Here is a 25,654-nt window from a genome sequence, read left to right as displayed (position 1 = left end):
CGTTCTGCCCTTATAAAGTGATTGGTCTCTGTGTATGAAACACATCATTCATACAGATAGGAGAAACCAATGAAAACTACAAAAGAAAGATTAGCAACAGCTATTCATACATCTTTAAACGAAACTCTATCTTTTTATAAGACAAGCCTAACAGGCTTGACTGAGGAGCAGGTGGAGAAAAATCGTGACCTATATGGCGAAAATACCATCACAAAGGGTCAAGAAGACAGTATCCTCAAAAAGATTTACGAATCCATTATCAATCCTTTTACAATCATCTTGCTGGTCATCGCCGTGATTTCCTTGGTGACCAATGTCTGGTTGGCAAAACCAGGTCAAGAGGATCCGACGACTTCTATTATCATCGTTGTCCTAGTCCTCATTTCTGGTGGCATACGCTTTGTCCAAGAACTCCGTAGTGATAAGGCTGCGACTAATCTATCAAAAATGATTGTCAACACAGCGACTGTCATTCGTCAAGGAGAAATCCAAGAAGTACCTATCGATGATTTGGTAGTGGGTGACGTGGTTAAATTAAGCGCTGGAGACATGATTCCAGCAGATCTTCTTTTATTTGAGTCGCGCGATTTCTTTGTACAACAGTCTGGCTTGACAGGTGAAAGTGAATCGGTTGAAAAATTGGCCTTGACCAAGGCAACAGTTCAACAATCTGATAGTCTGCTAGAAGCAGAAGCGCTCGCCTTTATGGGAACCAATGTCTTGTCTGGTAGTGCCAAGGCCGTGGTTTTAGCAGTTGGTGATGATACCATGATGGGAGCCATTGAGCAGACTTTGAACACCTATGACGAGCCTACTTCGTTTGAACGGGAGATGAATAGTATTTCGTGGCTCTTAATTCGTTTGATGCTGGTCATGGTGCCCATCGTTTTCTTGTCCAATGGTTTAACAGATGGAGATTGGTTAGAAGCTGGCGTATTTGCTTTGAGTGTTGGTGTTGGATTGACACCTGAGATGCTTCCTATGATTATCACGGCCAGTCTAGCAAAAGGCTCCATCATTATGGCCAAGGAAAAAGTGGTTATCAAGAAACTCAATGCCATACAGGACTTAGGGGCGATTGATATTTTGTGTACAGATAAGACAGGAACTCTAACCCAAGACGAAATTGTCCTTGAATATCCCTTGGACATCCACGGACGCTTGGATTTGACCGTCTTGAGACGAGCTTATCTCAATTCTTATTTTCAAACGGGCTTGAAAAATTTGATGGACAGAGCCATCATCAAACGGACTGAAAAGGAAGCCAAAGAACACACCCTCTTACAAAATCTGGCTCAAACTTTTCAAAAAATAGATGAGCTTCCCTTTGATTTTGAACGTAGACGGATGAGTGTTATCGTTAAGGATGAACACGAAGTTGTTAGTTTGGTAACCAAGGGTGCCCTAGAGGAAATGTTGACGATTTCCAGTCATGCGGAATACCATGGAGTGATTACTCCCTTGACAGATGTTATTAGAGAAGAAATTTTAGCAGAAGTCAGACAACTAAATCAACAAGGTTTGCGTGTCTTGGGAGTGGCCTATAAGTCAGGTTTGAGGGAAGGTCATGCCTATACAGTTGATGACGAAGGGGATATGATTCTAACTGGTTATTTAGCCTTCCTAGATCCTCCTAAACCATCTGCAGCACCAGCAATTAAGGCTCTGTTAGAGCATGGGGTTCAAACAAAGATTTTGACGGGAGACAACGAAAAAGTTACCCAAGCAGTCTGTGAAAAGGTTGGTTTGGATATCAATCAGATGCTGTTAGGATCTGAAATTGATCAGATGAGTGATCAAGAATTGGCTCAAGCCGTGGAGGAGGTAACAGTCTTTGCCAAACTTTCTCCTGACCAAAAAGCACGAATCATTTTACAATTTAAGGCTAATGGTCATGCTGTAGGCTATATGGGAGATGGGATCAATGATGCTCCTTCTATGAAAGTTGCAGATGTGGGGATTTCTGTTGATACAGCAGTAGATATTGCCAAAGAAACAGCTGATGTTATCCTACTTGATAAGGATCTCATGGTGCTGGAAAAAGGACTTGTTGAAGGTCGTAAGGTCTATGCCAATATGACTAAATATATCAAGATGACAGTGAGTTCTAATTTTGGAAATATCTTATCCCTATTGGTCTCTGGAATCTTTTTGCCATTTTTACCAATGGCACCAGTCCATTTGATTATCCTAAATCTAGTCTATGATTTGTCTTGTATTGCCTTGCCTTTTGACAAGGTGGATAAAGATTTTTTGAGAAATCCGCACACTTGGGAAGCTAAGTCCATCACACGTTTCATGGTTTGGATGGGGCCTATCTCTTCTGCCTTTGATATTTTGACCTTTATTTTGCTCTATTTTATCATTGTACCCATGACGACAGGTCAAGCCTATGTCCATGGAGCGGAGTCTGCCGTAGGATTTATTGTCTTGTTTCAGACAGGTTGGTTTATCGAGTCCATGTGGTCACAGACCATGGTTATCCATATGCTGCGTTCAGCCAAAATTCCCTTTTTACAAAGTCGTCCAGCTTGGCTAGTCCTTGTGACAACCTTATTGGCTGCAGCCTTTGTGACCTTCCTTCCCTACAGTCCACTCGCAATCCTACTTCATCTAACTCCTTTAAAACCGATTTATTTCATCTTTTTACTTTTCATCATTATTTTGTATATGATTAGCGTGACAATTGTGAAAAAAATCTATATCAAGAAATATCAAGAATGGCTGTAAATTTCATTTTGTCAAGAAAAAAGTACGAAAATGACGAAAAAAGTCAAAAAAATTTAAAAATAGGTCGCAAGTCGGATGTTTTTTATGGTATAATAGACTAAACTGATAGTAACATGTAGCGAAAGGGGTAGGTACATGATTAAAATTTATACAGTCTCAAGTTGTACTAGCTGTAAAAAAGCAAAAACCTGGCTCAATGCCCACCAGTTAAGTTATAAAGAACAAAACCTTGGTAAAGAAGGAATTACGAGGGAAGAATTACTGGATATTCTAACCAAAACAGATAACGGAATAGCCAGTATCGTTTCGTCTAAAAATCGCTATGCCAAAGCCCTTGGAGTGGATATTGAAGATTTGAGTGTCAACGAAGTCCTCAATCTGATTATGGAAACACCGAGAATTTTAAAGAGCCCAATTCTTGTGGATGAAAAACGCCTGCAAGTTGGCTACAAGGAAGACGATATTCGTGCCTTCCTACCACGCTCTGTCCGTAATGTAGAAAATGCAGAAGCACGTTTGCGTGCAGCTCTATAAACATCAAGACTGGGAGCAACTCCCAGTCTTATTCTATTTTAATTTCAAAAAGAAGGAAGAAAGAAATGAAAAAAATAGTTCTTGTTAGTCTAGCTTTCCTTTTTGTCCTGGTTGGTTGCGGACAGAAAAAAGAAACTGGACCAGCTACAAAAACAGAAAAGGATACGCTTCAGTCGGCATTGCCAGTTATTGAAAATGCTGAGAAGAATACAGTTGTAACCAAGACTTTGGTTTTGCCGAAATCAGATGATGGCAGCCAGCAAACCCAAACCATTACTTATAAAGACAAGACTTTTTTGAACCTAACAATTCAACAAAAGCGTCCAGTCTCAGATGAGTTGAAGACCTATATTGACCAACATGGTGTGGAAGAAACTCAAAAAGCTCTTCTCGAGGCAGAGGAGAAGGATGAGGTCATCATAGAAGCTCGTAAATTAGCAGGATTTAAGCTTGAAACCAAACTATTGAGTGCAACAGAACTTCAAACAACGACTAGTTTTGATTTTCAAGTTCTGGATGTCAAGAAGGCTTCTCAGTTAGAATATTTGAAGAACATTGGTTTAGAGAATCTCTTGAAGAATGAACCAAGCAAATATATTTCAGATAGATTGGCAAATGGCGCGACAGAACAGTAGAAAATCCAAATAAATAGACTGCCTGAATTGTAGAACGTAAGGAATTATGCTATAATGGTACTATTCTAAGGAAAGAGGGTGTTAGAATGGGATTTACTGAAGAAACAGTACGTTTTAAATTGGACGATTCCAATAAAAAAGAAATTAGCGAAACTTTGACTGATGTCTATGCTTCGTTGAACGATAAGGGCTACAACCCAATTAACCAAATCGTTGGTTACGTATTGAGTGGAGACCCTGCCTACGTTCCTCGTTATAATAATGCACGAAATCAAATCCGTAAATATGAGCGTGATGAAATCGTTGAGGAATTGGTCCGCTACTACCTTAAAGGACAAGGAGTCGATCTGTAATCTATGAGAATTATGGGATTGGACGTCGGTTCAAAAACGGTAGGGGTGGCTATTAGCGATCCGCTCGGTTTTACAGCTCAAGGGCTTGAAATCATCCAAATCAATGAGGAGCAAGGCCAATTTGGTTTTGACCGCGTTAAGGAGTTGGTTGATGCTTACAAGGTGGAACGATTTGTAGTGGGCTTACCTAAAAACATGAACAATACAAGCGGACCGCGCGTGGAAGCTAGTCAGGCATACGGAGCAAAGCTAGAAGAGCTTTTTGGTTTACCAGTAGACTATCAGGATGAACGCTTGACAACAGTTGCTGCTGAGCGCATGTTGATTGAACAAGCAGATATCAGTCGCAATAAGCGCAAGAAAGTCATTGATAAGTTAGCAGCTCAGCTGATTTTACAAAATTATTTAGATAGAAAATTTTAATATAAAGGAGAGGCTATGTCACACGATCATAACCACGACCACGAAGAACGTGAACTAATCACACTAGTAGATGAGCAAGGAAATGAAACCTTGTTTGAAATCCTTTTGACGATTGACGGAAAAGAAGAATTTGGTAAAAACTATGTTCTTCTAGTACCAGTTAACGCAGAAGAAGACGAAGACGGACAAGTTGAAATCCAAGCTTACTCATTCATCGAAAACGAAGATGGAACAGAAGGCGAATTGCAACCAATCCCAGAAGACTCAGAAGACGAATGGAACATGATTGAAGAAGTCTTCAATAGTTTTATGGAGGAGTAAAAATGTTCAGTGAACATTTTTACCCCAGTTCCTTTAAATAAGAGAGAACTGGTAAGTCTGGGAGACTGTATCAGCCCAACTCCTAGAAATTGGAAGAGTTGGAACATCCAGTGGATGTTTTTAGCCCACGTTAACTTCATAGTAGCTAGTTATTAGCTAACCAGGTAAGAGGTCGGGACGAAAATCCTGGCCTCGTTTTTGTTAGTTATGAGACTTTATTGAGGCGGTTGATTGAACCTGTAATTAAGGAGATGTATATGTTTGAAGTAGAAGAATGGCTCCATAGTCGGATTGGTTTGAATTTTCGATCAGGTTTGGGCCGAATGCAACAAGCGGTGGATTTGTTGGGGAATCCCGAGAAGTCTTATCCTATTATCCACGTAACAGGGACTAATGGAAAAGGATCTACCATTGCTTTTATGAGGGAGTTATTTATGGGGCATGGTAAAAAAGTTGCGACTTTTACCTCTCCTCATATTGTCTCTATCAATGATCGAATCTGCATTAATGGGCAACCAATAGCTGATGCAGACTTCATCCGTTTGGCTAATCAGGTCAAGGAGATGGAGAAAACGCTTCTGCAAACCCATGACCAGTTGTCCTTTTTTGAATTGCTAACCTTGATTGCTTTTCTTTATTTTAGAGAGCAAGAGGTGGATTTGGTTCTACTAGAAGTGGGAATTGGTGGTTTACTTGACACAACCAATGTGGTAACTGGAGAGCTTGCTGTCATCACCTCCATCGGGCTTGATCATCAGGAGACTCTGGGTGACAGTGTAGCAGCAATTGCAGAGCAGAAAGCAGGTATTTTTAAGGCTGGTAAAAAGGCAGTGATTGCGAAATTGCCTCCAGAAGCTAGGCTTGTCTGTCAGAAAAAAGCCGAATCTTTAGCTGTTGACCTTTATCAGGCAGGTCAAGATTTTTCAATGCTGAATGGCGATTTTTCAAGTTCTTTGGGAACTTTTTCGCAGTTGAACATAGGCTTAGAAGGAACTTATCAGCAGGAAAATGCTGCCTTGGCGTTGCAAACGTTTCTTCTTTTTATGGGAAAAAGAAAGGAAGCTGTTGATGAGCAGGTTGTAAGACAGGCTTTGGAGAAGACCCATTGGGCTGGGCGTTTGGAGCGTATTCGTCCGCAGATTTACTTGGATGGTGCTCATAACCTCCCTGCCTTGACTCGCTTGGTTGAGTTTATCAAAGAAAAAGAGCAAGGAGGTTATCGTCCTCAAATCCTCTTTGGAGCCTTGAAACGGAAGGATTATCAAGGAATGTTGGCTTATCTGACTGAAAAATTGCCTCAGGTGGAACTCAAGGTGACTGGTTTTGACTATCAAGGTTCTCTGTACGAGACAGATGTAACAGGTTACCATGTAATTCCCTCTTACCGAGAATTTATCAGCAGTTTTGAAGAAAGAGCCGATACCCAGGATTTGTTGTTCATTACAGGGTCTCTCTATTTTATCTCAGAAGTACGGAGCCACATACTGGGGCATGAGCAGATAAATTGACCACTTTAGCAAGTCTTAGTCTCTTAGTAGCTTGTTCACAAAGAGTTCAACAGGTTCAACAACCAGTAGCTCAACAGCAAACACAACAAACTCAGCAATCACAACCTGTTGCTTCATCTTCCACAGAAAATACAAACCGGGCAACGACAAGTTCTTCACAAAATGCGCCTGAGGTTCAACTAACTAATATTGATGGAACTTATACTGATCAGGACGAAGGAGACCGTATCATTTTAGTGGTGACTGGAACAACTGGTACCTGGACTCAGGTAGAAACTGATGGGGAACAAGAAATCAAACAGGTTAGCTTCGACGCCGCTAATCAACGCATGATTATTAGTGATGATGTCAAGATTTATGCAATCAATGGCAATCAGATGATTATCGACGATATGGATAGAGAAGCGTTTGATCGCATCGTTTTATCAAAATAGACTAGGAGGAGACTGGAATTTTCGGTCTCTTTTGCTTTTGCTCAGAAAAATGATTATAAATACTTGCCTTCTACCGAATACCTGAGTTATACTAGTATCAATTACCTGTTTTTAGCATTCAAACTATCAAGGAGGGGATATGAAATATAGAAAATTTCAATTATTGATGTCCAAGTATGGCTTTAGTCTTTCGATTATGCTGCTTGAACTGTGTCTTGTTTTTGGTCTCTTTCTTTATTTAGGGCGTATGGCCCCTATTCTTTGGGTTATTCTCTTAATCTTTATGAGTATGGCGACTATCGTAGCGATTGTCAATCGTTCCATGGCGCCTGAAAGCAAAGTGATGTGGTTAGTGGTAACTTTTGTTCCTGTTATTGGTCCTTTGCTCTATCTGATGTTTGGTGAAAGACGATTGTCCAAAAAAGAAATCAAGCAGTTGGACAAACTTGGTTCCATGCATTTTCGGGAGGATAACAGTAAAGCTCTCCGCCAGAAATTGAAGGAAGAGGATAAGGCGGCTTACGGAGTTATCAAATCTTTGCTAAGTATGGATAGCAATGCCGATGTCTATGATCGAACAGACTCACAATTCTTTTCTTCGGGTGAAAGCATGTGGCAATATATGTTGGAAGACCTCAAGAAAGCTGAAAAGTTTATCTTTCTAGAGTACTATATTGTCGAAGAAGGTCTGATGTGGAATAGCATACTAGACATACTAGAGCAAAAGGCAGCTCAAGGTGTAGAGGTCAAGATGCTCTATGATGATATCGGCTGTATGGCGACTTTGCCTGGAGACTATACTATTCAGCTTCGTAGTCGAGGAATTGAAGCCCATAAATTTAACAAGGTGATTCCTCGCTTGACGGTGGCTTACAACAATCGGGACCATCGTAAAATCCTTGTCATAGATGGTCAGGTAGCTTATACAGGAGGTATTAACTTAGCTGATGAGTACATCAACCATGTAGAACGCTTTGGCTACTGGAAGGACAGTGGGATTCGCTTAGATGGCCCTGGTGTCAAGGCTCTAACCCGTCTCTTTTTGATGACTTGGTACATCAATCGTGGGGAAATCAGCGATTTTGATCAGTATCACTTGGAAAATCAGCCTTGTTCTGGCCAAGGGCTCTGCATTCCTTACGGTAGTGGACCCAAGCCCATCTTCCGTACCCAGGTAGGGAAAAAAGTCTATCAAAGTTTGATTAATCAGGCCACTGATTCAGTCTATATCACAACGCCCTATTTGATTATTGACTATGACTTAACAGAGAGTATTAAAAACGCGGCCATGAGGGGTGTCGATGTCCGCATCGTGACTCCTTTCATTCCAGATAAGAAATTAATCCAACTCATCACAAGAGGGGCCTATCCGGATTTACTGTCAGCAGGAGTGAGGATTTTTGAGTATAGTCCAGGCTTTATCCACAGTAAACAAATCTTAGTGGATAAGGACTTTGCTGCAGTTGGAACCATTAACTTAGATTATAGAAGTTTGCTTCACCACTATGAAAATGCAGTCTTGCTATATAAAACAGAATCAATCACTGAGATTCAAAAAGATTTTCAAGAGATTTTTTCGGTATCGCAAGAAATTTTCCCTCATACGATAAAAAATAGCTGGTATCAAAAATTGATTAAGGAAATTGCCCAGTTATTCGCCCCTATCTTATAAGAAATCTAGGACTGAGGACACAAACCAGTCCTATTTTTCTTGTCTTTTACGAATAAGAAGATGTAGGAGGCAAGATGTTAACTCAGAAAGAATTGGATTATATCATGATATTTAAACAGACACATTTACACCGATTTCGAGAAATTGAAACCTTTGTGAAACTATACAAAAAATCACTCAAACACCCATCGCAAGCTGACAATCCTAGGACTTTTTGATATACTAAGACAGATAAATTAAATAGGAGAAACGATATGAGTGTGTATGGTAGAGTAGAAGAAGTTCATCAGGAGAATCGTGAACCTCTAGAATACCAAATCGAACAAGAATCGCATCATCGTGAATCAAGTCGTCTTCCTTTGGTAAAAATTTTACTATGGAGTACGCTTGTAACGGGGATAACTCTAGGAGTACCGCTATTACTCGATTTAATGAGTGCACAGGAAGTGCAGGATTTTTATGCAGGTTGGGCTCTTCATCAGACAGGGAAGATTTACAGCGACTATTATGGAAGTCAAGGTTTGCTTTATTATTTGCTTACTTACGTGACTCAGGGCGGATTTTTCTTTGCCATTTTTGAGTGGTTAGCCTTGGTAGCAGGCGGATTTTTCCTCTTTAAATCGGCGGACACCTTGACAGAGCAAGGAGACCAAGCTGGACAACTGGTGACTATTTTTTACATGCTGGTTACAGGTCTTGCGTTTGGTGGAGGCTATGCGACTCTTTTAGCGCTTCCTTTCTTATTCGCGGCCTTTAGTTTAGTTGCGGCTTACCTAAGTAATCCAAGCCATGATAAGGGATTTGTACGGATTGGGCTGGCTTTGGCAGGCGGATTTTTCTTTGCTCCCTTGGCATCGCTCCTGTTTATTGCTGTAGTGAGTTTAGGCTTGTTGGTCTTTAACCTTGGGCATAGACGCTTTGCGCATGGATTTTATCAGTTTCTTGCAGTGGCTTTAGGTTTCTCACTGGTCTTTTATCCAACTGCCTACTATAGTGTTGCAACAGGAAGTTTTGAGGATGCGATTAGTGGAATTTTGTATCCAATTCATTCCATTCGTTTGACTTCTGTTTCGGCATTGTTAGAAAATGTTTTGTTTTACGGGTTGTTGGCTCTTGGCATAGGAGTTTTGGTTTTTGTCTTTTTAGGTCTCTTTCAATCTAAATCCTCTAAACTATATGTCATCTCAGTGCCTGCGAGTCTATTCCTGATTTTAGGTTTGGTAGTGATTTTCTTTACACAGGATCCCCTACATGCCTCGCGTTTGATGCTCATTTTCCCTGTCTTTCTTCTGCTTTTAGTATCCAATATCAAGGGGCAACAGAGTGGTCGTAGCGTTAGAAGAAGACGCAGAGAAGAGCCTGTTAGTCTCTGGCATCGCTATACTAAAGGAAATCTTTACCTACCGATTTTAACTCTGTTATATCTTTTGGCTGTTCCTTTTTTGATGAGGTTTGTCCTTTATCCAGTACCTTATCAAGAACGTGAGCGTCTTGCTGATTTGGTGAAAGAGGAGACAAGTACGGAAGATGCTATCTATGCATGGGATGATACTGCAACTCTTTATCGTAAGAGTGAGCGCTTGTCGCCATCGGCTATTTTGTCCCCGATGCACTATACAGCAACTGAGGAAAATCGGAATAAGCTACTCAATGACTTGAAAGAAAAACAACCCAAGGTGATTGTGGTGAACGATAAGGTAGCAGTCTGGTCTGAAGTGGAAACAATCTTGAAAGAAAATTACCAACCAGTAAAGACTGATTACTCAGAGTTTAAGGTCTATAAAATTAAATAACTAAATCAATATCTTGTGTATTTTTAAAAATTTTAGGATTTTTAACACAAGATATTGATTTTTCTTTTTAGAGTGGTATAATACTTTTTAGAAAGAACATTTTAGAAAAGAGCATGCATATGATTGCACTAGAAGAAAAAATTACAATTTTGCCAACTCTCTTCGTCGAGAAACGAGATGGGAGACGTGTTGTATTTGATGTGGACAAGATTGACAAGGCTCTCCACAAGGCGGCTGACAAGGTTATGGATGTGACACCCTTGGTTGAAAAGCGCCTAAATGCTCTGACCGAGCGAATTGTCACAGAAATTCATAGTCGCTTTCCAAAGGGAGTTAAGATTTACGAAATCCAAAATATCGTAGAACATGAACTGCTTGAAGCTAAAGAATATGCGCTGGCTGAAGAGTATATCACTTATCGAACACAGAGGGATTTTGAGCGCTCAAAAGCGACAGATATTAACTTTAGTATCCATAAGCTTCTCAACAAAGACCAGGCAGTTGTCAATGAAAATGCTAATAAAGACAGCGATGTCTTTAATACCCAGCGTGATTTGACAGCGGGCATCGTTGGAAAATCAATCGGACTGCAAATGCTTCCTAAGCACGTAGCCAATGCCCACCAAAAGGGGGATATCCACTATCATGATTTGGATTATAGCCCCTACACACCTATGACCAACTGCTGTTTGATTGATTTTAAAGGGATGTTGGAAAATGGTTTTAAGATTGGAAATGCGGAGGTGGAAAGTCCTAAGTCTATCCAGACTGCGACAGCTCAGATTTCCCAAATCATCGCCAACGTTGCTTCAAGTCAGTACGGGGGATGTTCAGCTGACCGTATCGATGAAGTCTTGGCTCCTTACGCAGAGAAGAATTACCAAAAACATCTCAAAGATGCAGAAGAATGGGTCTTGCCTGAAAAACGGGAAGATTATGCCTGGAAGAAAACGCAAAAAGACATCTATGATGCCATGCAATCTCTTGAGTATGAAATCAATACTCTCTTCACTTCAAATGGGCAAACACCTTTTACTTCGCTAGGTTTTGGTCTAGGAACCAATCGTTTTGAGCGGGAAATTCAAAAAGCTATTTTAAACATTCGTATCAAGGGGCTTGGTTCAGAACACCGTACAGCTATCTTCCCTAAACTCATCTTTACCCTTAAAAGAGGTCTTAATTTAGAAGAAGGTTCGCCTAACTACGACATCAAGCAGTTGGCTCTAGAGTGCGCAACCAAGCGGATGTACCCAGATGTTTTATCTTATGATAAGATTGTTGATTTGACAGGTTCTTTTAAGGTGCCTATGGGTTGCCGTTCTTTCCTTCAAGGATGGAAGGATGAAAATGGTGTAGAAGTCAATTCAGGCCGTATGAATCTGGGTGTTGTGACGGTTAACCTGCCTCGTATTGCTCTTGAGTCTGAGGGCGACATGAATAAGTTCTGGGAAATCTTCAACGAGCGGATGAATATCGCAGAAGATGCTCTTGTTTACCGTGTCGAACGCACTAAAGAGGCGACACCAGCCAATGCTCCTATCCTTTATCAGTACGGTGCTTTTGGCCATCGTCTAGGTAAAGAAGAAAGTGTTGACCAGCTCTTCAAGAATCGTCGTGCGACAGTTTCGCTGGGCTATATCGGTTTGTATGAAGTGGCTACCGTCTTCTTTGGAAATAACTGGGAACACAATCCAGAAGCTAAGGAATTCACGCTGGATATCATTCGTGATATGAAACGCCGTGTAGAAGAGTGGTCAGACCAATATGGCTATCATTTCTCTATCTACTCAACGCCGTCCGAAAGTTTGACAGACCGTTTCTGCCGACTAGATACAGAGAAGTTCGGCTCTATTCCTGATATCACAGACAAGGAATACTACACCAACTCTTTCCACTACGATGTTCGTAAAAATCCAACACCGTTTGAAAAATTGGATTTTGAGAAAGTCTATCCAGAAGCAGGTGCGTCGGGTGGTTTCATCCATTATTGTGAGTATCCAGTTCTTCAGCAAAATCCAAAGGCCTTGGAAGCTGTCTGGGACTATGCCTATGACCGTGTGGGCTATCTTGGGACCAATACACCAATTGACCGTTGCTACAAGTGTGATTTTGAAGGGGATTTTGAACCAACTGAGAGAGGCTTTGCTTGTCCTAACTGTGGCAATAGCGACCCTAAAACAGTAGATGTGGTCAAACGAACTTGTGGCTACCTAGGTAATCCTCAAGCGCGTCCGATGGTTAATGGACGTCACAAGGAAATCGCTGCGCGTGTCAAACATATGAATGGTTCAACGATTAAAATAGCTGGGCATCAAGTAACAAATTAGAAAGAAATGAAATGGGAAAATATCAATTAGATGACAAGGGGCGAGCACAAGTGACCCGTTATCATGAGAAACACTCTAAAGGTGGAGCTGGTAAAAAAGAACGCTTGCTTAGCCTCAGAGAACAATTTTTAAACAAGAACAAGAAAAAATAAAAGTGAGAGTCAGCTCTCGCTTTTCTCATAGTGGGAGGTAAGGATGGAACTACGCAGACCAAGATTAGCAGATAAGGTAGCTGTTTTAGAGATGATGGCAGAGTTTGAAAAGAGCCAATCAGCCCATGATGGAGGATTTTGGGATACAGAGAACTTTGTGTATGAAGACTGGTTGGAAACAAATATGCAAAAAGAAATAGGAATAAACTTGCCTGAAAATCGTGTTCCTTCTATTCAATTTGTATCATTTGATGATGTAGGTCGTGCTCTAGGATTTTTGAATCTGCGATTGCGCCTCACTAACTTCCTACTAGAAGCAGGTGGCCATATCGGCTACTCCATCCGCCCTTCTGAAAGATGTAAAGGTTATGCTAAAGAAACTCTCCGTCAGGGCTTGCAAGTTGCTAAGGAAAAGAACATCAAGAGAGCTCTTGTGACCTGTAGTGTGAATAATCCTGCTAGTAGAGCAGTCATTATAGCGAATGGTGGAATATTTGAGGATGCTCGTAATGGAGTCGAGCGTTATTGGATAGAGGTAGCGAATGAATAATCCTAAACCACAAGAATGGAAAAGCGAGGAACTTAGTCAAGGTCGTATCATTGACTATAAGGCCTTTAACTTTGTAGATGGAGAAGGAGTGCGCAACTCTCTCTACGTATCAGGCTGCATGTTTCACTGTGAGGGATGTTATAATGTTGCGACTTGGTCTTTTAATGCTGGCATTCCCTATACAGCAGAATTAGAAGAACAGATCATGGCAGATCTTGCTCAACCCTATGTTCAAGGCTTGACCTTGCTGGGAGGGGAGCCATTTCTCAATACGGGTATTCTCTTGCCACTTGTTAAACGTATCCGGAAGGAATTGCCAGATAAGGATATCTGGTCCTGGACGGGCTATACATGGGAAGAAATGATGTTGGAAACTCCAGATAAACTGGAACTCTTATCATTGATTGACATTCTTGTAGATGGACGATACGATCGAACTAAGAGAAATCTCATGCTCCAGTTTCGAGGTTCGTCCAATCAACGCATCATCGATGTGCAAAAATCGCTCCAAAGTGGGCAAGTAGTGATTTGGGACAAACTCAATGATGGAAAAGAAAGCTATGAACAGGTGAAGAGAGAGTAACTTTCTTCTATCAAAATACTTAAATAAATGACCTGTTAAAAAAGAAAACATTTTCATGTTAAAAATTTTAAAAAACAGCAACAAATCCCTTGCAATCGCAGGGGCTTTGTGTTATTCTATTATGGTGCTGTAAATTACAGCTTTAGCTTTGATGCAAGAGGTTGCGACACGCTCGGTTGCATTGCCACGCAACACCGCGTCGGTTTTCTTGTGGAGCTAGCCTATTATCTTAAATAGACGAAAAGGAGAAAAAGATGGCAAACAAAAAAATCCGTATCCGTTTGAAAGCTTACGAACACCGTACGCTTGACACAGCGGCTGCAAAAATCGTAGAATCAGCTACTCGTACAGGTGCACAAGTTGCGGGTCCAATCCCACTTCCAACTGAACGTAGTCTCTACACAATCATTCGTGCGACTCACAAATATAAAGACTCTCGCGAACAATTTGAAATGCGTACACACAAACGTTTGATCGATATCGTTAACCCAACTCAAAAAACAGTTGATGCGTTGATGAAATTGGATCTTCCAAGTGGTGTAAACGTAGAAATCAAACTTTAATCTAAAATATAAAAGAGCAGAGGCTGGTGTTTCAATCTAATTGAACACGGGCTAAACTCGGTGTGAAAAAGATAAACTTCCTAGTGTCTGCTAGACACTGCGTCAGTTTCCTATTTTCACTTTGAGTTTGACGCCCTTTGTATCTTAGACTTGAGCATAAAAAACGCTCGTTAAAAACTTTTTGAATAAAAAATATAGAAAAGGAACTATTTTCTCATGACAAAAGGAATCTTAGGGAAAAAAGTGGGAATGACTCAAATCTTCACTGAAGCTGGCGAATTGATCCCTGTAACAGTTATTGAAGCAACTCCAAACGTTGTTCTTCAAGTTAAAACTGTTGAAACAGACGGATACAACGCTATCCAAGTTGGTTTCGATGACAAACGCGAAGTATTGAGCAACAAACCTGCTAAAGGACATGTAGCGAAAGCTAACACGGCTCCTAAGCGCTTCATTCGTGAATTCAAAAACGTTGAAGGCTTGGAAGTTGGTGCTGAAATCACAGTTGAAACATTCGCAGCTGGAGACGTTGTTGACGTAACTGGTACTTCTAAAGGTAAAGGTTTCCAAGGTGTTATCAAACGCCACGGACAATCACGTGGACCTATGGCTCACGGTTCTCGTTACCACCGTCGTCCAGGTTCTATGGGACCTGTTGCACCTAACCGCGTATTCAAAGGTAAAAACCTTGCAGGACGTATGGGTGGCGACCGCGTAACAATTCAAAACCTTGAAGTTGTACAAGTTGTTCCAGAAAAGAACGTTATCCTTATCAAAGGTAACGTACCAGGTGCTAAGAAATCTCTTATCACTATCAAATCAGCAGTTAAAGCTGGTAAATAATAAGGAAAGGGGAATACAGTCAAAATGGCAAATGTAACATTATTCGACCAAACTGGTAAACAAGCGGGCGAAGTTGTTCTTAACGATGCAATCTTTGGTATCGAACCAAACCAATCTGTTGTGTTTGATGTAATCATCAGCCAACGTGCTAGCCTTCGTCAAGGAACTCACGCAGTTAAAAACCGCTCAGCTGTTTCAGGTGGCGGACGCAAACCATGGCGTCAAAAAGGAACTGGACGTGCTCGTCAAGGTTCTATCCGCTCTCCACAATGGCGTGGTGGTGGAATCGTCTTCGGACCAACTCCACGTAGCTATGCGTACAAACTTCCTCAAAAAGTTCGTCGCCTTGCGCTTAAATCTGTTTACTCAGAAAAAGTTGCTGAAAATAAATTTGTAGCCGTTGATTCTCTTGAATTTACAGCTCCAAAAACTGCTGAATTTGCAAAAGTTCTTGCAGCTTTGAGCATCGATTCTAAAGTCCTTGTTATTCTTGAAGAAGGAAACGAATTCGCAGCTCTCTCAGCTCGTAACCTTCCAAACGTGAAAGTTGCGACTGCTACAACTGCAAGTGTTCTTGACATCGCAAATAGTGACAAACTTCTTGTTACTCAAGCAGCTATCTCTAAAATCGAGGAGGTTCTTGCATAATGAATTTGTATGATGTTATCAAAAAACCTGTCATCACTGAAAGCTCAATGGCTCAACTTGAAGCAGGAAAATATGTATTTGAAGTTGACACTCGTGCACACAAACTTTTGATCAAGCAAGCTGTTGAAGCTGCTTTCGAAGGTGTTAAAGTTGCTAATGTTAACACAATCAACGTAAAACCAAAAGCTAAACGTGTTGGACGTTACACTGGTTTTACTAACAAAACTAAAAAAGCTATCATCACACTTACAGCTGATTCTAAAGCAATCGAGTTGTTTGCTGCTGAAGCTGAATAATCTAAGGAGGAAATATCGTGGGAATTCGTGTTTATAAACCAACAACAAACGGTCGCCGTAATATGACTTCTTTGGATTTCGCTGAAATCACAACAAGCACTCCTGAAAAATCATTGCTTGTTGCATTGAAGAGCAAGGCTGGTCGTAACAACAACGGTCGTATCACAGTTCGTCACCAAGGTGGTGGACACAAACGTTTCTACCGTTTGGTTGACTTCAAACGTAACAAAGACAACGTTGAAGCAGTTGTTAAAACAATCGAGTACGATCCAAACCGTTCTGCAAACATCGCTCTTGTACACTACACTGACGGTGTGAAAGCATACATCATCGCTCCAAAAGGTCTTGAAGTTGGTCAACGTATCGTTTCAGGGCCAGAAGCAGATATCAAAGTCGGAAACGCTCTTCCACTTGCTAACATCCCAGTTGGTACTTTGATCCACAACATCGAGTTGAAACCAGGTCGTGGTGGTGAATTGGTACGTGCTGCTGGTGCATCTGCTCAAGTATTGGGTTCTGAAGGTAAATACGTTCTTGTTCGTCTTCAATCAGGTGAAGTTCGTATGATTCTTGGAACTTGCCGTGCTACAGTTGGTGTTGTCGGAAACGAACAACATGGACTTGTAAACCTTGGTAAAGCAGGACGTAGCCGTTGGAAAGGTATCCGCCCAACAGTTCGTGGTTCTGTAATGAACCCTAACGATCACCCACACGGTGGTGGTGAAGGTAAAGCACCAGTTGGTCGTAAAGCACCATCTACTCCATGGGGCAAACCTGCTCTTGGTCTTAAAACTCGTAACAAGAAAGCGAAATCTGACAAACTTATCGTTCGTCGTCGCAACGAGAAATAATATTAAACTAGTCGCTTAAGCAACTAGTAAATCCGCCAGCTCGGTAGCGCTCCATGTGAGCGCAAGCCGCTGTGGTACAACATTTAAAGGAGAAAATATAAAAATGGGACGCAGTCTTAAAAAAGGACCTTTCGTCGATGAGCATTTGATGAAAAAAGTTGAAGCTCAAGCTAACGACGAAAAGAAAAAAGTTATTAAAACTTGGTCACGTCGTTCAACGATCTTCCCAAGTTTCATTGGTTACACTATTGCAGTTTATGACGGACGTAAACACGTACCTGTTTACATCCAAGAAGACATGGTAGGTCACAAACTTGGTGAATTTGCACCAACTCGTACTTACAAAGGTCACGCTGCAGACGACAAGAAAACACGTAGAAAATAAGGAGAACATAAATGGCAGAAATTACTTCAGCTAAAGCAATGGCTCGTACAGTACGTGTTTCACCTCGTAAATCACGTCTTGTTCTTGATAACATCCGTGGTAAAAGCGTAGCCGATGCAATCGCAATCTTGACATTCACTCCAAACAAAGCTGCTGAAATCATCTTGAAAGTTTTGAACTCAGCTGTAGCTAACGCTGAAAACAACTTTGGTTTGGATAAAGCTAACTTGGTAGTATCTGAAGCATTCGCAAACGAAGGACCAACTATGAAACGTTTCCGTCCACGTGCGAAAGGTTCAGCTTCACCAATCAACAAACGTACAGCTCACATCACTGTAGCTGTTGCAGAAAAATAAGGAGGTAAAATCGTGGGTCAAAAAGTACATCCAATTGGTATGCGTGTCGGCATCATCCGTGATTGGGATGCCAAATGGTATGCTGAAAAAGAATACGCGGATTACCTTCATGAAGATCTTGCAATCCGTAAATTCGTTCAAAAAGAACTTGCTGACGCAGCAGTTTCAACTATCGAAATTGAACGCGCAGTAAACAAAGTTAACGTTTCACTTCACACTGCTAAACCAGGTATGGTTATCGGTAAAGGTGGTGCTAACGTTGATGCACTCCGTGCAAAACTTAACAAATTGACTGGAAAACAAGTACACATCAACATCATCGAAATCAAACAACCTGATTTGGATGCTCACCTTGTAGGTGAAGGTATTGCTCGTCAATTGGAGCAACGTGTTGCTTTCCGTCGTGCACAAAAACAAGCAATCCAACGTGCAATGCGTGCTGGAGCTAAAGGAATCAAAACTCAAGTATCAGGTCGTTTGAACGGTGCAGATATCGCCCGTGCTGAAGGATACTCTGAAGGAACTGTTCCACTTCACACACTTCGTGCAGATATCGATTACGCTTGGGAAGAAGCAGATACTACATACGGTAAACTTGGTGTTAAAGTATGGATCTACCGTGGTGAAGTTCTTCCAGCTCGCAAAAACACTAAAGGAGGTAAATAACCAATGTTAGTACCTAAACGTGTTAAACACCGTCGTGAATTCCGTGGAAAAATGCGCGGTGAAGCAAAAGGTGGAAAAGAAGTAGCATTCGGTGAATACGGTCTTCAAGCTACAACTAGCCACTGGATCACTAACCGCCAAATCGAAGCTGCTCGTATCGCCATGACTCGTTACATGAAACGTGGTGGTAAAGTTTGGATTAAAATCTTCCCACACAAATCATACACTGCTAAAGCTATCGGTGTGCGTATGGGATCTGGTAAAGGGGCACCTGAAGGTTGGGTAGCACCAGTTAAACGTGGTAAAGTGATGTTCGAAATCGCTGGTGTATCTGAAGAGATCGCTCGCGAAGCGCTTCGTCTTGCTAGCCACAAATTGCCAGTTAAATGTAAATTCGTAAAACGTGAAGCAGAATAAGGAGAAGGCATGAAACTTAATGAAGTAAAAGAATTTGTTAAAGAACTTCGTGGTCTTTCTCAAGAAGAACTCGCGAAGCGCGAAAACGAATTGAAAAAAGAATTGTTTGAACTTCGTTTCCAAGCTGCTACTGGTCAATTGGAACAAACAGCTCGCTTGAAAGAAGTTAAAAAACAAATCGCTCGTATCAAAACAGTTCAATCTGAAGTGAAATAATAGACTAGGGAAGGAGAAATTTCAATGGAACGCAATAATCGTAAAGTTCTTGTTGGACGTGTTGTATCTGACAAAATGGACAAGACAATCACAGTTGTAGTTGAAACAAAACGTAACCACCCAGTCTATGGTAAACGTATTAACTACTCTAAAAAATACAAAGCTCATGATGAAAACAATGTTGCCAAAGAAGGCGATATCGTACGTATCATGGAAACTCGCCCGCTTTCAGCTACAAAACGTTTCCGTCTTGTAGAAGTTGTTGAAGAAGCGGTCATCATCTAATCAAACCTGAAAGGAGAAAACTGAAATGATTCAAACAGAAACTCGTTTGAAAGTCGCAGACAACAGCGGTGCTCGCGAAATCTTGACTATCAAAGTTCTTGGTGGTTCAGGACGTAAATTTGCAAACATCGGTGATGTTATCGTGGCATCTGTAAAACAAGCTACTCCTGGTGGTGCGGTTAAAAAAGGTGACGTTGTTAAAGCAGTTATCGTTCGTACTAAATCAGGTGCTCGTCGTGCTGATGGTTCATACATCAAATTTGACGAAAACGCAGCAGTTATCATCCGTGAAGACAAAACTCCTCGCGGAACACGTATCTTTGGCCCAGTTGCACGTGAATTGCGTGAAGGTGGCTTCATGAAGATCGTGTCACTTGCTCCAGAAGTACTTTAATTTTTAGAAACAAACTAGTCCCCTAGCTTCAAGCTAGGGTGCCCTTATGGGCGTAAGAAAAATCAAGGAGAAACCTAATGTTTGTAAAAAAAGGCGACAAAGTTCGCGTAATCGCTGGTAAAGATAAGGGAACAGAAGCTGTTGTCCTTACTGCCCTTCCAAAAGTAAACAAAGTTATCGTTGAAGGTGTTAACATCGTTAAGAAACACCAACGTCCAACTAACGAGCTTCCTCAAGGTGGTATCATCGAAAAAGAAGCAGCTATCCACGTATCAAACGTTCAAGTTTTGGACAAAAATGGTGTAGCTGGCCGTGTTGGTTACAAATTTGTAGACGGTAAAAAAGTTCGCTACAACAAAAAATCAGGCGAAGTGCTTGATTAATCACGAAGGAAAGGAGAAGTATAATGGCAAATCGTTTAAAAGAAAAATATCTTAATGAAGTAGTTCCTGCTTTGACAGAACAATTCAACTACTCATCAGTGATGGCTGTGCCTAAAGTAGATAAGATCGTTTTGAACATGGGTGTTGGTGAAGCGGTATCAAACGCTAAAAGCCTTGAAAAAGCTGCTGAAGAATTGGCACTTATCTCAGGTCAAAAACCACTTATCACTAAAGCTAAAAAATCAATCGCCGGCTTCCGTCTTCGTGAAGGTGTTGCGATCGGTGCAAAAGTTACCCTTCGTGGTGAACGTATGTACGAATTCTTGGATAAATTGGTTTCAGTTTCACTTCCACGTGTACGTGACTTCCACGGTGTTCCAACAAAATCATTTGATGGACGCGGAAACTACACACTTGGTGTGAAAGAACAATTGATCTTCCCAGAAATCAACTTCGATGACGTTGACAAAACTCGTGGTCTTGACATCGTTATCGTAACAACTGCTAACACTGACGAAGAGTCACGTGCATTGCTTACAGGCCTTGGAATGCCTTTTGCAAAATAATATAGGAGGTAAATCTAATGGCTAAAAAATCAATGATTGCTAAGAACAAACGTCCAGCGAAGTTCTCTACTCAAGCTTATACTCGTTGTGAAAAATGTGGTCGTCCACATTCAGTTTACCGCAAATTTAAACTTTGCCGTGTTTGCTTCCGTGAATTAGCTTACAAAGGACAAATTCCTGGTGTAACAAAAGCATCTTGGTAATTTAAGATATCAAGGGCGTCAAAACTCTAAGTGAAAATAGGAAACTTGACGAAGAAACTGAAGTTTCTAGGAAAGTTTATCTTTTTCACACAGAGTTTAGCCCGGGTTCAGTTGGGCTTGCCAATTTGAACTCGAGCTACAGCTTTGGCAAAAAAGACCAATTTTCTTTGGAGCATCGCTCCTGCATCAAATTGCCTATTTTTGCTCTTGCTGTTACGCTCTTTGTATCATGTATTAACTAGCAAGTGCAACTTGCAAACTACTAGTAAGAGGAGAAAAACAAAATGGTTATGACTGACCCAATCGCAGACTTCCTAACTCGTATTCGTAACGCTAACCAAGCGAAACACGAAGTACTTGAAGTACCTGCATCAAACATCAAAAAAGGGATTGCTGAAATCCTTAAACGCGAAGGTTTTGTAAAAAACGTTGAAATCATCGAAGATGACAAACAAGGCATCATCCGTGTATTCCTTAAATACGGACCAAACGGTGAAAAAGTTATCACTAACTTGAAACGTGTTTCTAAACCAGGACTTCGTGTCTACAAAAAACGTGAAGACCTTCCAAAAGTTCTTAACGGACTTGGAATTGCTATCCTTTCAACTTCTGAAGGTTTGCTTACTGATAAAGAAGCACGCCAAAAGAATGTTGGTGGGGAAGTTATCGCTTACGTTTGGTAGTTGATGATGTGAGAGCGTTAAAAGAATGCAGTGAAAATAGGAAGTTTGTAGCAGGAGCGATGCTCCAAGACAAACTTATCTTTTTCACCAAATTCTTAGCTCGAACTCAAATCAAGATACAAAGCTCGTTAGAGCGTGTTCAGTTCAACTCTTGAACTAAATAAGTATCTGAACCCCGTGAAAACTGGCCGTTCTGGCCTGACAATTTAACAGGAGAAAATAAACATGTCACGTATTGGTAATAAAGTTATCGTGTTGCCTGCTGGTGTTGAAATCACTAACAATGACAACGTTGTAACTGTAAAAGGACCTAAAGGAGAACTTACTCGTGAGTTCTCAAAAGATATTGAAATCCGTGTGGAAGGTACTGAAGTAACTCTTCACCGTCCAAACGATTCAAAAGAAATGAAAACTATCCACGGAACTACTCGTGCCCTTTTGAACAACATGGTTGTTGGTGTATCAGAAGGATTCAAGAAAGAACTTGAAATGCGCGGGGTTGGTTACCGTGCACAACTTCAAGGATCTAAACTTGTTTTGGCTGTTGGTAAATCTCATCCAGATGAAGTTGAAGCTCCAGAAGGAATTACTTTTGAACTTCCAAACCCAACAACAATCGTTGTTAGCGGGATTTCAAAAGAAGTAGTTGGTCAAACAGCTGCTTACGTACGTAGCCTTCGTTCACCAGAACCATATAAAGGTAAAGGTATCCGTTACGTTGGTGAATTCGTTCGCCGTAAAGAAGGTAAAACAGGTAAATAATGTTGAGTGGTTGATTATCAACCACCAACCTATTTTCCAACTTTGTGCATAGCACACGATTTAAAACTAAAGAGGTGAAAACTGTGATTTCAAAACCAGATAAAAACAAACTCCGCCAAAAACGCCACCGTCGCGTTCGCGGAAAACTCTCTGGAACTGCTGATCGCCCACGTTTGAACGTATTCCGTTCTAATACAGGCATCTACGCTCAAGTGATTGATGACGTAGCGGGTGTAACGCTCGCAAGTGCTTCAACTCTTGACAAAGAAGTTTCAAAAGGAACTAAAACTGAACAAGCCGTTGCTGTCGGTAAACTCGTTGCAGAACGTGCAAACGCTAAAGGTATTTCAGAAGTGGTGTTCGACCGCGGTGGATATCTATATCACGGACGTGTGAAAGCTTTGGCTGATGCAGCTCGTGAAAACGGATTGAAATTCTAATAGGAGGACACTAGAAAATGGCATTTAAAGACAATGCAGTTGAATTAGAAGAACGCGTAGTTGCTGTCAACCGTGTTACAAAAGTTGTTAAAGGTGGACGTCGTCTTCGTTTCGCAGCTCTTGTTGTTGTTGGTGACCACAACGGTCGCGTAGGATTTGGTACTGGTAAAGCTCAAGAAGTTCCAGAAGCAATCCGTAAAGCAGTAGATGATGCTAAGAAAAACTTGATCGAAGTTCCTATGGTTGGAACAACAATCCCACACGAAGTTCTTTCAGAATTCGGTGGAGCTAAAGTATTGTTGAAACCTGCTGTAGAAGGTTCTGGAGTTGCCGCTGGTGGTGCAGTTCGTGCCGTTGTGGAATTGGCAGGTGTGGCAGATATTACATCTAAATCACTTGGTTCTAACACTCCAATCAACATTGTTCGTGCAACTGTTGAAGGTTTGAAACAATTGAAACGCGCTGAAGAAGTTGCTGCCCTTCGTGGTATTTCAGTTTCTGATTTGGCATAAGAAAGGGGATAAAATGGCTCAAATTAAAATTACTTTGACTAAGTCTCCAATCGGACGCATTCCATCACAACGTAAAACTGTTGTAGCACTTGGACTTGGCAAATTGAACAGCTCTGTTATTAAAGAAGATAACGCTGCTATCCGTGGTATGATCACAGCAGTATCTCACTTGGTAACAGTTGAAGAAGTAAACTAATGAATTTTTAGGGGATGTGCACTATACCATCCCCTAAAACTAGATATAGTCATCTATGATGACGTCGTATAGGCGAGTTGATGGGGGAGACAACCTTTTCTCCCTTATCGGCGCTAGCATTTTACAAAAGAGGAGAAAATAAAAATGAAACTTCATGAATTGAAACCTGCAGAGGGTTCTCGTAAAGTACGTAACCGCGTTGGTCGTGGTACTTCATCAGGTAACGGTAAAACATCTGGTCGTGGTCAAAAAGGTCAAAAAGCTCGTAGCGGTGGCGGAGTTCGCCTTGGTTTTGAAGGTGGACAAACTCCATTGTTCCGTCGTCTTCCAAAACGTGGATTCACTAACATCAACGCTAAAGAATACGCAATTGTGAACCTTGACCAATTGAACGTCTTTGAAGATGGTGCTGAAGTTACTCCAGTTGTTCTTATCGAAGCAGGAATTGTTAAAGCTGAAAAATCAGGTATTAAAGTTCTTGGTAACGGTGAGTTGACTAAGAAATTGACTGTGAAAGCAGCTAAATTCTCTAAATCAGCTGAAGAAGCTATCACTGCTAAAGGTGGTTCAGTAGAAGTCATCTAAGAGAGGTGACCTATGTTTTTTAAATTATTAAGAGAAGCTCTTAAAGTCAAGCAGGTTCGATCAAAAATTTTATTTACAATTTTTATCGTTTTGGTCTTTCGTATCGGAACTAGCATTACAGTTCCTGGTGTGAATGCCAATAGCTTGAATGCTTTAAGTGGATTATCCTTCTTAAACATGTTGAGCTTGGTCTCAGGGAATGCCATGAAAAACTTCTCAGTTTTTGCTCTTGGTGTTAGTCCCTACATTACGGCCTCTATCGTTGTCCAACTCTTGCAAATGGATATTTTACCCAAGTTTGTAGAGTGGGGTAAACAAGGGGAAGTAGGTCGAAGAAAATTAAATCAAGCTACTCGTTATATTGCTCTTGTTCTAGCCTTTGTGCAATCTATCGGGATTACAGCTGGTTTTAATACTTTGGCTGGAGCTCAATTGTTGAAAACAGCTCTTACTCCACAAGTCTTTATCATGATTGGTATCATCTTAACAGCTGGTAGTATGATTGTGACTTGGTTGGGAGAGCAAATTACAGATAAGGGATACGGAAATGGTGTTTCTATGATTATCTTTGCCGGGATTGTTGCCTCAATTCCAGAGATGATTCAGGGCATCTATGTGGACTACTTTGTGAACGTCCCAAGTAGCCGTATCAACTCATCTATCATTTTCGTAATCATTTTGATTATTACTGTATTGTTGATTATTTATTTTACAACTTATGTTCAACAAGCAGAATACAAAATTCCAATCCAATATACTAAGGTTGCACAAGGTGCTCCTTCTAGCTCTTACCTTCCTTTGAAGGTAAACCCTGCTGGAGTTATCCCTGTTATCTTTGCAAGTTCGATTACTGCAGCGCCTGCGGCTATTCTTCAGTTTTTGAGCGCTACAGGTCATGATTGGGCTTGGGTAAGAACAGCACAAGAAATGCTGGCAACAACTTCACCAACTGGTATTGCCATGTATGCTTTGTTGATTATTCTCTTTACATTCTTCTATACGTTTGTACAGATTAATCCTGAAAAAGCGGCAGAAAACCTACAAAAGAGCGGTGCCTATATCCACGGAGTTCGTCCTGGTAAAGGTACAGAGGAATATATGTCTAAACTTCTTCGTCGTCTTGCAACTGTTGGTTCTCTCTTCCTTGGTGTGATTTCTATTTTACCGATCGTAGCAAAAGATGTTTTCGGGCTTTCAGAAGCAGTTGCTTTTGGAGGAACTAGTCTTTTGATCATTATCTCTACAGGTATTGAAGGAATCAAACAATTGGAAGGTTACCTATTGAAACGTAAGTATGTTGGTTTCATGGATAGAACAGAATAAAAGTATTTACTGATACTCTTCGAAAATCAAATTCAAACCACGTCAGCTTCACCTTGCCGTACTCAA

General features: G+C 41.0%; 36 protein-coding genes. All 36 read left to right on the top strand.

What is annotated here, in order from left to right; translation table 11 throughout:
- The first annotated feature begins 69 nt into the window (after nucleotides 1-69).
- The 36 genes from mgtA (at nucleotide 70) to secY (ending at nucleotide 25,588) form a co-directional block, all read left to right on the top strand.
- Nucleotides 70-2,730, top strand: coding sequence for a magnesium-translocating P-type ATPase (gene mgtA / locus ADI58_RS09850; RefSeq protein WP_049522455.1), 2,661 nt, complete (start codon nucleotides 70-72; stop codon nucleotides 2,728-2,730).
- Between the two features lie 135 nt (nucleotides 2,731-2,865).
- Nucleotides 2,866-3,264 (top strand): transcriptional regulator Spx, encoded by a 399-nt coding sequence (spx, locus tag ADI58_RS09840; RefSeq protein WP_000591165.1) that lies wholly within the window; start codon nucleotides 2,866-2,868, stop codon nucleotides 3,262-3,264.
- A 65-nt stretch (nucleotides 3,265-3,329) separates the two neighbouring features.
- Nucleotides 3,330-3,899, top strand: coding sequence for an SP0191 family lipoprotein (locus ADI58_RS09835; RefSeq protein ID WP_049522454.1), 570 nt, complete (start codon nucleotides 3,330-3,332; stop codon nucleotides 3,897-3,899).
- A gap of 86 nt (nucleotides 3,900-3,985) precedes the next feature.
- A complete protein-coding gene (locus ADI58_RS09830) occupies nucleotides 3,986-4,252 on the top strand; it encodes an IreB family regulatory phosphoprotein (RefSeq protein ID WP_000507059.1) in 267 nt (88 codons plus the stop codon).
- Nucleotides 4,253-4,255: 3 nt separating this feature from the next.
- Entirely contained in the window at nucleotides 4,256-4,675 is a 420-nt protein-coding gene (ruvX, locus tag ADI58_RS09825) for a Holliday junction resolvase RuvX (protein WP_033609357.1), read from the top strand.
- Nucleotides 4,676-4,690: 15 nt separating this feature from the next.
- The gene (locus ADI58_RS09820) at nucleotides 4,691-4,996 is read left to right on the top strand and encodes a DUF1292 domain-containing protein (protein ID WP_000017620.1); all 306 of its coding nucleotides are present in this window, start codon (nucleotides 4,691-4,693) and stop codon (nucleotides 4,994-4,996) included.
- 257 nt (nucleotides 4,997-5,253) lie between these two features.
- Complete coding sequence (locus ADI58_RS09815; protein WP_049522453.1) at nucleotides 5,254-6,504, top strand: bifunctional folylpolyglutamate synthase/dihydrofolate synthase; 1,251 nt, start codon at nucleotides 5,254-5,256, stop codon at nucleotides 6,502-6,504.
- The gene (locus ADI58_RS09810; RefSeq protein WP_049522452.1) at nucleotides 6,501-6,938 is read left to right on the top strand and encodes an SP_0198 family lipoprotein; all 438 of its coding nucleotides are present in this window, start codon (nucleotides 6,501-6,503) and stop codon (nucleotides 6,936-6,938) included. The genes ADI58_RS09815 and ADI58_RS09810 overlap by 4 nt, the downstream gene beginning before the upstream one ends.
- Before the next feature lie 139 nt (nucleotides 6,939-7,077).
- Entirely contained in the window at nucleotides 7,078-8,610 is a 1,533-nt protein-coding gene (gene cls / locus ADI58_RS09805) for a cardiolipin synthase (RefSeq protein ID WP_049522451.1), read from the top strand.
- Nucleotides 8,611-8,864: 254 nt separating this feature from the next.
- Nucleotides 8,865-10,403, top strand: a complete 1,539-nt coding sequence (locus ADI58_RS09795; protein WP_049522449.1) for a hypothetical protein — start codon at nucleotides 8,865-8,867, stop codon at nucleotides 10,401-10,403.
- A gap of 119 nt (nucleotides 10,404-10,522) precedes the next feature.
- A complete protein-coding gene (gene nrdD, locus ADI58_RS09790) occupies nucleotides 10,523-12,730 on the top strand; it encodes an anaerobic ribonucleoside-triphosphate reductase (protein WP_049522459.1) in 2,208 nt (735 codons plus the stop codon).
- Nucleotides 12,731-12,741: 11 nt separating this feature from the next.
- Nucleotides 12,742-12,882, top strand: a complete 141-nt coding sequence (locus tag ADI58_RS11420) for a hypothetical protein (protein WP_000521621.1) — start codon at nucleotides 12,742-12,744, stop codon at nucleotides 12,880-12,882.
- A gap of 43 nt (nucleotides 12,883-12,925) precedes the next feature.
- Nucleotides 12,926-13,432, top strand: coding sequence for a GNAT family N-acetyltransferase (locus tag ADI58_RS09780; RefSeq protein WP_049522448.1), 507 nt, complete (start codon nucleotides 12,926-12,928; stop codon nucleotides 13,430-13,432).
- Nucleotides 13,425-14,015 carry an anaerobic ribonucleoside-triphosphate reductase activating protein gene (gene nrdG / locus ADI58_RS09775; RefSeq protein ID WP_033678521.1) on the top strand — a complete coding sequence of 197 codons (591 nt, stop codon included), beginning with the start codon at nucleotides 13,425-13,427 and terminating at the stop codon, nucleotides 14,013-14,015. Before ADI58_RS09780 ends, nrdG begins: the two co-directional genes overlap by 8 nt.
- A 254-nt stretch (nucleotides 14,016-14,269) precedes the next feature.
- Entirely contained in the window at nucleotides 14,270-14,578 is a 309-nt protein-coding gene (rpsJ, locus tag ADI58_RS09770; RefSeq protein ID WP_001284513.1) for a 30S ribosomal protein S10, read from the top strand.
- Between the two features lie 216 nt (nucleotides 14,579-14,794).
- A complete protein-coding gene (rplC, locus tag ADI58_RS09765) occupies nucleotides 14,795-15,421 on the top strand; it encodes a 50S ribosomal protein L3 (RefSeq protein WP_000160197.1) in 627 nt (208 codons plus the stop codon).
- Nucleotides 15,422-15,445: 24 nt separating this feature from the next.
- Nucleotides 15,446-16,069, top strand: coding sequence for a 50S ribosomal protein L4 (rplD, locus tag ADI58_RS09760; RefSeq protein ID WP_000024549.1), 624 nt, complete (start codon nucleotides 15,446-15,448; stop codon nucleotides 16,067-16,069).
- Complete coding sequence (locus ADI58_RS09755; RefSeq protein WP_001055347.1) at nucleotides 16,069-16,365, top strand: 50S ribosomal protein L23; 297 nt, start codon at nucleotides 16,069-16,071, stop codon at nucleotides 16,363-16,365. The genes rplD and ADI58_RS09755 overlap by 1 nt, the downstream gene beginning before the upstream one ends.
- Before the next feature lie 17 nt (nucleotides 16,366-16,382).
- Nucleotides 16,383-17,216 (top strand): 50S ribosomal protein L2, encoded by an 834-nt coding sequence (gene rplB / locus ADI58_RS09750; RefSeq protein WP_000512911.1) that lies wholly within the window; start codon nucleotides 16,383-16,385, stop codon nucleotides 17,214-17,216.
- Nucleotides 17,217-17,319: 103 nt separating this feature from the next.
- Nucleotides 17,320-17,601 (top strand): 30S ribosomal protein S19, encoded by a 282-nt coding sequence (gene rpsS / locus ADI58_RS09745; RefSeq protein ID WP_000533766.1) that lies wholly within the window; start codon nucleotides 17,320-17,322, stop codon nucleotides 17,599-17,601.
- Nucleotides 17,602-17,612: 11 nt separating this feature from the next.
- Nucleotides 17,613-17,957 (top strand): 50S ribosomal protein L22, encoded by a 345-nt coding sequence (rplV, locus tag ADI58_RS09740; RefSeq protein ID WP_000818137.1) that lies wholly within the window; start codon nucleotides 17,613-17,615, stop codon nucleotides 17,955-17,957.
- Between the two features lie 12 nt (nucleotides 17,958-17,969).
- The gene (gene rpsC / locus ADI58_RS09735) at nucleotides 17,970-18,623 is read left to right on the top strand and encodes a 30S ribosomal protein S3 (RefSeq protein WP_000529936.1); all 654 of its coding nucleotides are present in this window, start codon (nucleotides 17,970-17,972) and stop codon (nucleotides 18,621-18,623) included.
- Nucleotides 18,624-18,626: 3 nt separating this feature from the next.
- Nucleotides 18,627-19,040, top strand: coding sequence for a 50S ribosomal protein L16 (gene rplP, locus ADI58_RS09730; RefSeq protein ID WP_000960946.1), 414 nt, complete (start codon nucleotides 18,627-18,629; stop codon nucleotides 19,038-19,040).
- A gap of 9 nt (nucleotides 19,041-19,049) precedes the next feature.
- Nucleotides 19,050-19,256, top strand: a complete 207-nt coding sequence (gene rpmC / locus ADI58_RS09725) for a 50S ribosomal protein L29 (protein WP_049522447.1) — start codon at nucleotides 19,050-19,052, stop codon at nucleotides 19,254-19,256.
- 24 nt (nucleotides 19,257-19,280) lie between these two features.
- Nucleotides 19,281-19,541, top strand: coding sequence for a 30S ribosomal protein S17 (gene rpsQ / locus ADI58_RS09720; RefSeq protein WP_000440801.1), 261 nt, complete (start codon nucleotides 19,281-19,283; stop codon nucleotides 19,539-19,541).
- Nucleotides 19,542-19,566: 25 nt separating this feature from the next.
- Nucleotides 19,567-19,935: a 50S ribosomal protein L14 gene (gene rplN / locus ADI58_RS09715; protein ID WP_000616545.1), complete on the top strand. Its 369-nt coding sequence runs from the start codon at nucleotides 19,567-19,569 to the stop codon at nucleotides 19,933-19,935.
- A 77-nt stretch (nucleotides 19,936-20,012) separates the two neighbouring features.
- A complete protein-coding gene (gene rplX / locus ADI58_RS09710) occupies nucleotides 20,013-20,318 on the top strand; it encodes a 50S ribosomal protein L24 (RefSeq protein WP_000497691.1) in 306 nt (101 codons plus the stop codon).
- Between the two features lie 23 nt (nucleotides 20,319-20,341).
- Nucleotides 20,342-20,884: a 50S ribosomal protein L5 gene (rplE, locus tag ADI58_RS09705; RefSeq protein ID WP_000013542.1), complete on the top strand. Its 543-nt coding sequence runs from the start codon at nucleotides 20,342-20,344 to the stop codon at nucleotides 20,882-20,884.
- Between the two features lie 17 nt (nucleotides 20,885-20,901).
- Nucleotides 20,902-21,087 (top strand): type Z 30S ribosomal protein S14, encoded by a 186-nt coding sequence (locus ADI58_RS09700; protein WP_001085697.1) that lies wholly within the window; start codon nucleotides 20,902-20,904, stop codon nucleotides 21,085-21,087.
- A gap of 284 nt (nucleotides 21,088-21,371) precedes the next feature.
- On the top strand, nucleotides 21,372-21,770 hold the full coding sequence (gene rpsH, locus ADI58_RS09695) for a 30S ribosomal protein S8 (RefSeq protein WP_000245504.1): 399 nt from the start codon (nucleotides 21,372-21,374) through the stop codon (nucleotides 21,768-21,770).
- 225 nt (nucleotides 21,771-21,995) lie between these two features.
- A complete protein-coding gene (rplF, locus tag ADI58_RS09690) occupies nucleotides 21,996-22,532 on the top strand; it encodes a 50S ribosomal protein L6 (protein ID WP_000086626.1) in 537 nt (178 codons plus the stop codon).
- Between the two features lie 83 nt (nucleotides 22,533-22,615).
- Nucleotides 22,616-22,972 (top strand): 50S ribosomal protein L18, encoded by a 357-nt coding sequence (gene rplR / locus ADI58_RS09685; protein ID WP_000624044.1) that lies wholly within the window; start codon nucleotides 22,616-22,618, stop codon nucleotides 22,970-22,972.
- Nucleotides 22,973-22,989: 17 nt separating this feature from the next.
- Nucleotides 22,990-23,484: a 30S ribosomal protein S5 gene (rpsE, locus tag ADI58_RS09680; protein ID WP_000874202.1), complete on the top strand. Its 495-nt coding sequence runs from the start codon at nucleotides 22,990-22,992 to the stop codon at nucleotides 23,482-23,484.
- A 13-nt stretch (nucleotides 23,485-23,497) separates the two neighbouring features.
- Complete coding sequence (gene rpmD, locus ADI58_RS09675) at nucleotides 23,498-23,680, top strand: 50S ribosomal protein L30 (RefSeq protein WP_000057241.1); 183 nt, start codon at nucleotides 23,498-23,500, stop codon at nucleotides 23,678-23,680.
- A 144-nt stretch (nucleotides 23,681-23,824) separates the two neighbouring features.
- Nucleotides 23,825-24,265, top strand: coding sequence for a 50S ribosomal protein L15 (rplO, locus tag ADI58_RS09670; RefSeq protein ID WP_000766088.1), 441 nt, complete (start codon nucleotides 23,825-23,827; stop codon nucleotides 24,263-24,265).
- Between the two features lie 12 nt (nucleotides 24,266-24,277).
- Complete coding sequence (gene secY, locus ADI58_RS09665; RefSeq protein ID WP_000465403.1) at nucleotides 24,278-25,588, top strand: preprotein translocase subunit SecY; 1,311 nt, start codon at nucleotides 24,278-24,280, stop codon at nucleotides 25,586-25,588.
- The last annotated feature ends 66 nt before the right edge of the window (nucleotides 25,589-25,654 follow it).

Source organism: Streptococcus mitis, from assembly GCF_001074635.1.
Classification (GTDB): Bacteria; Bacillota; Bacilli; order Lactobacillales; family Streptococcaceae; genus Streptococcus; species Streptococcus mitis_E.
Note: the sequence above shows the minus strand (reverse complement) of the source record. Positions and strands in the feature narration are given on the sequence as shown.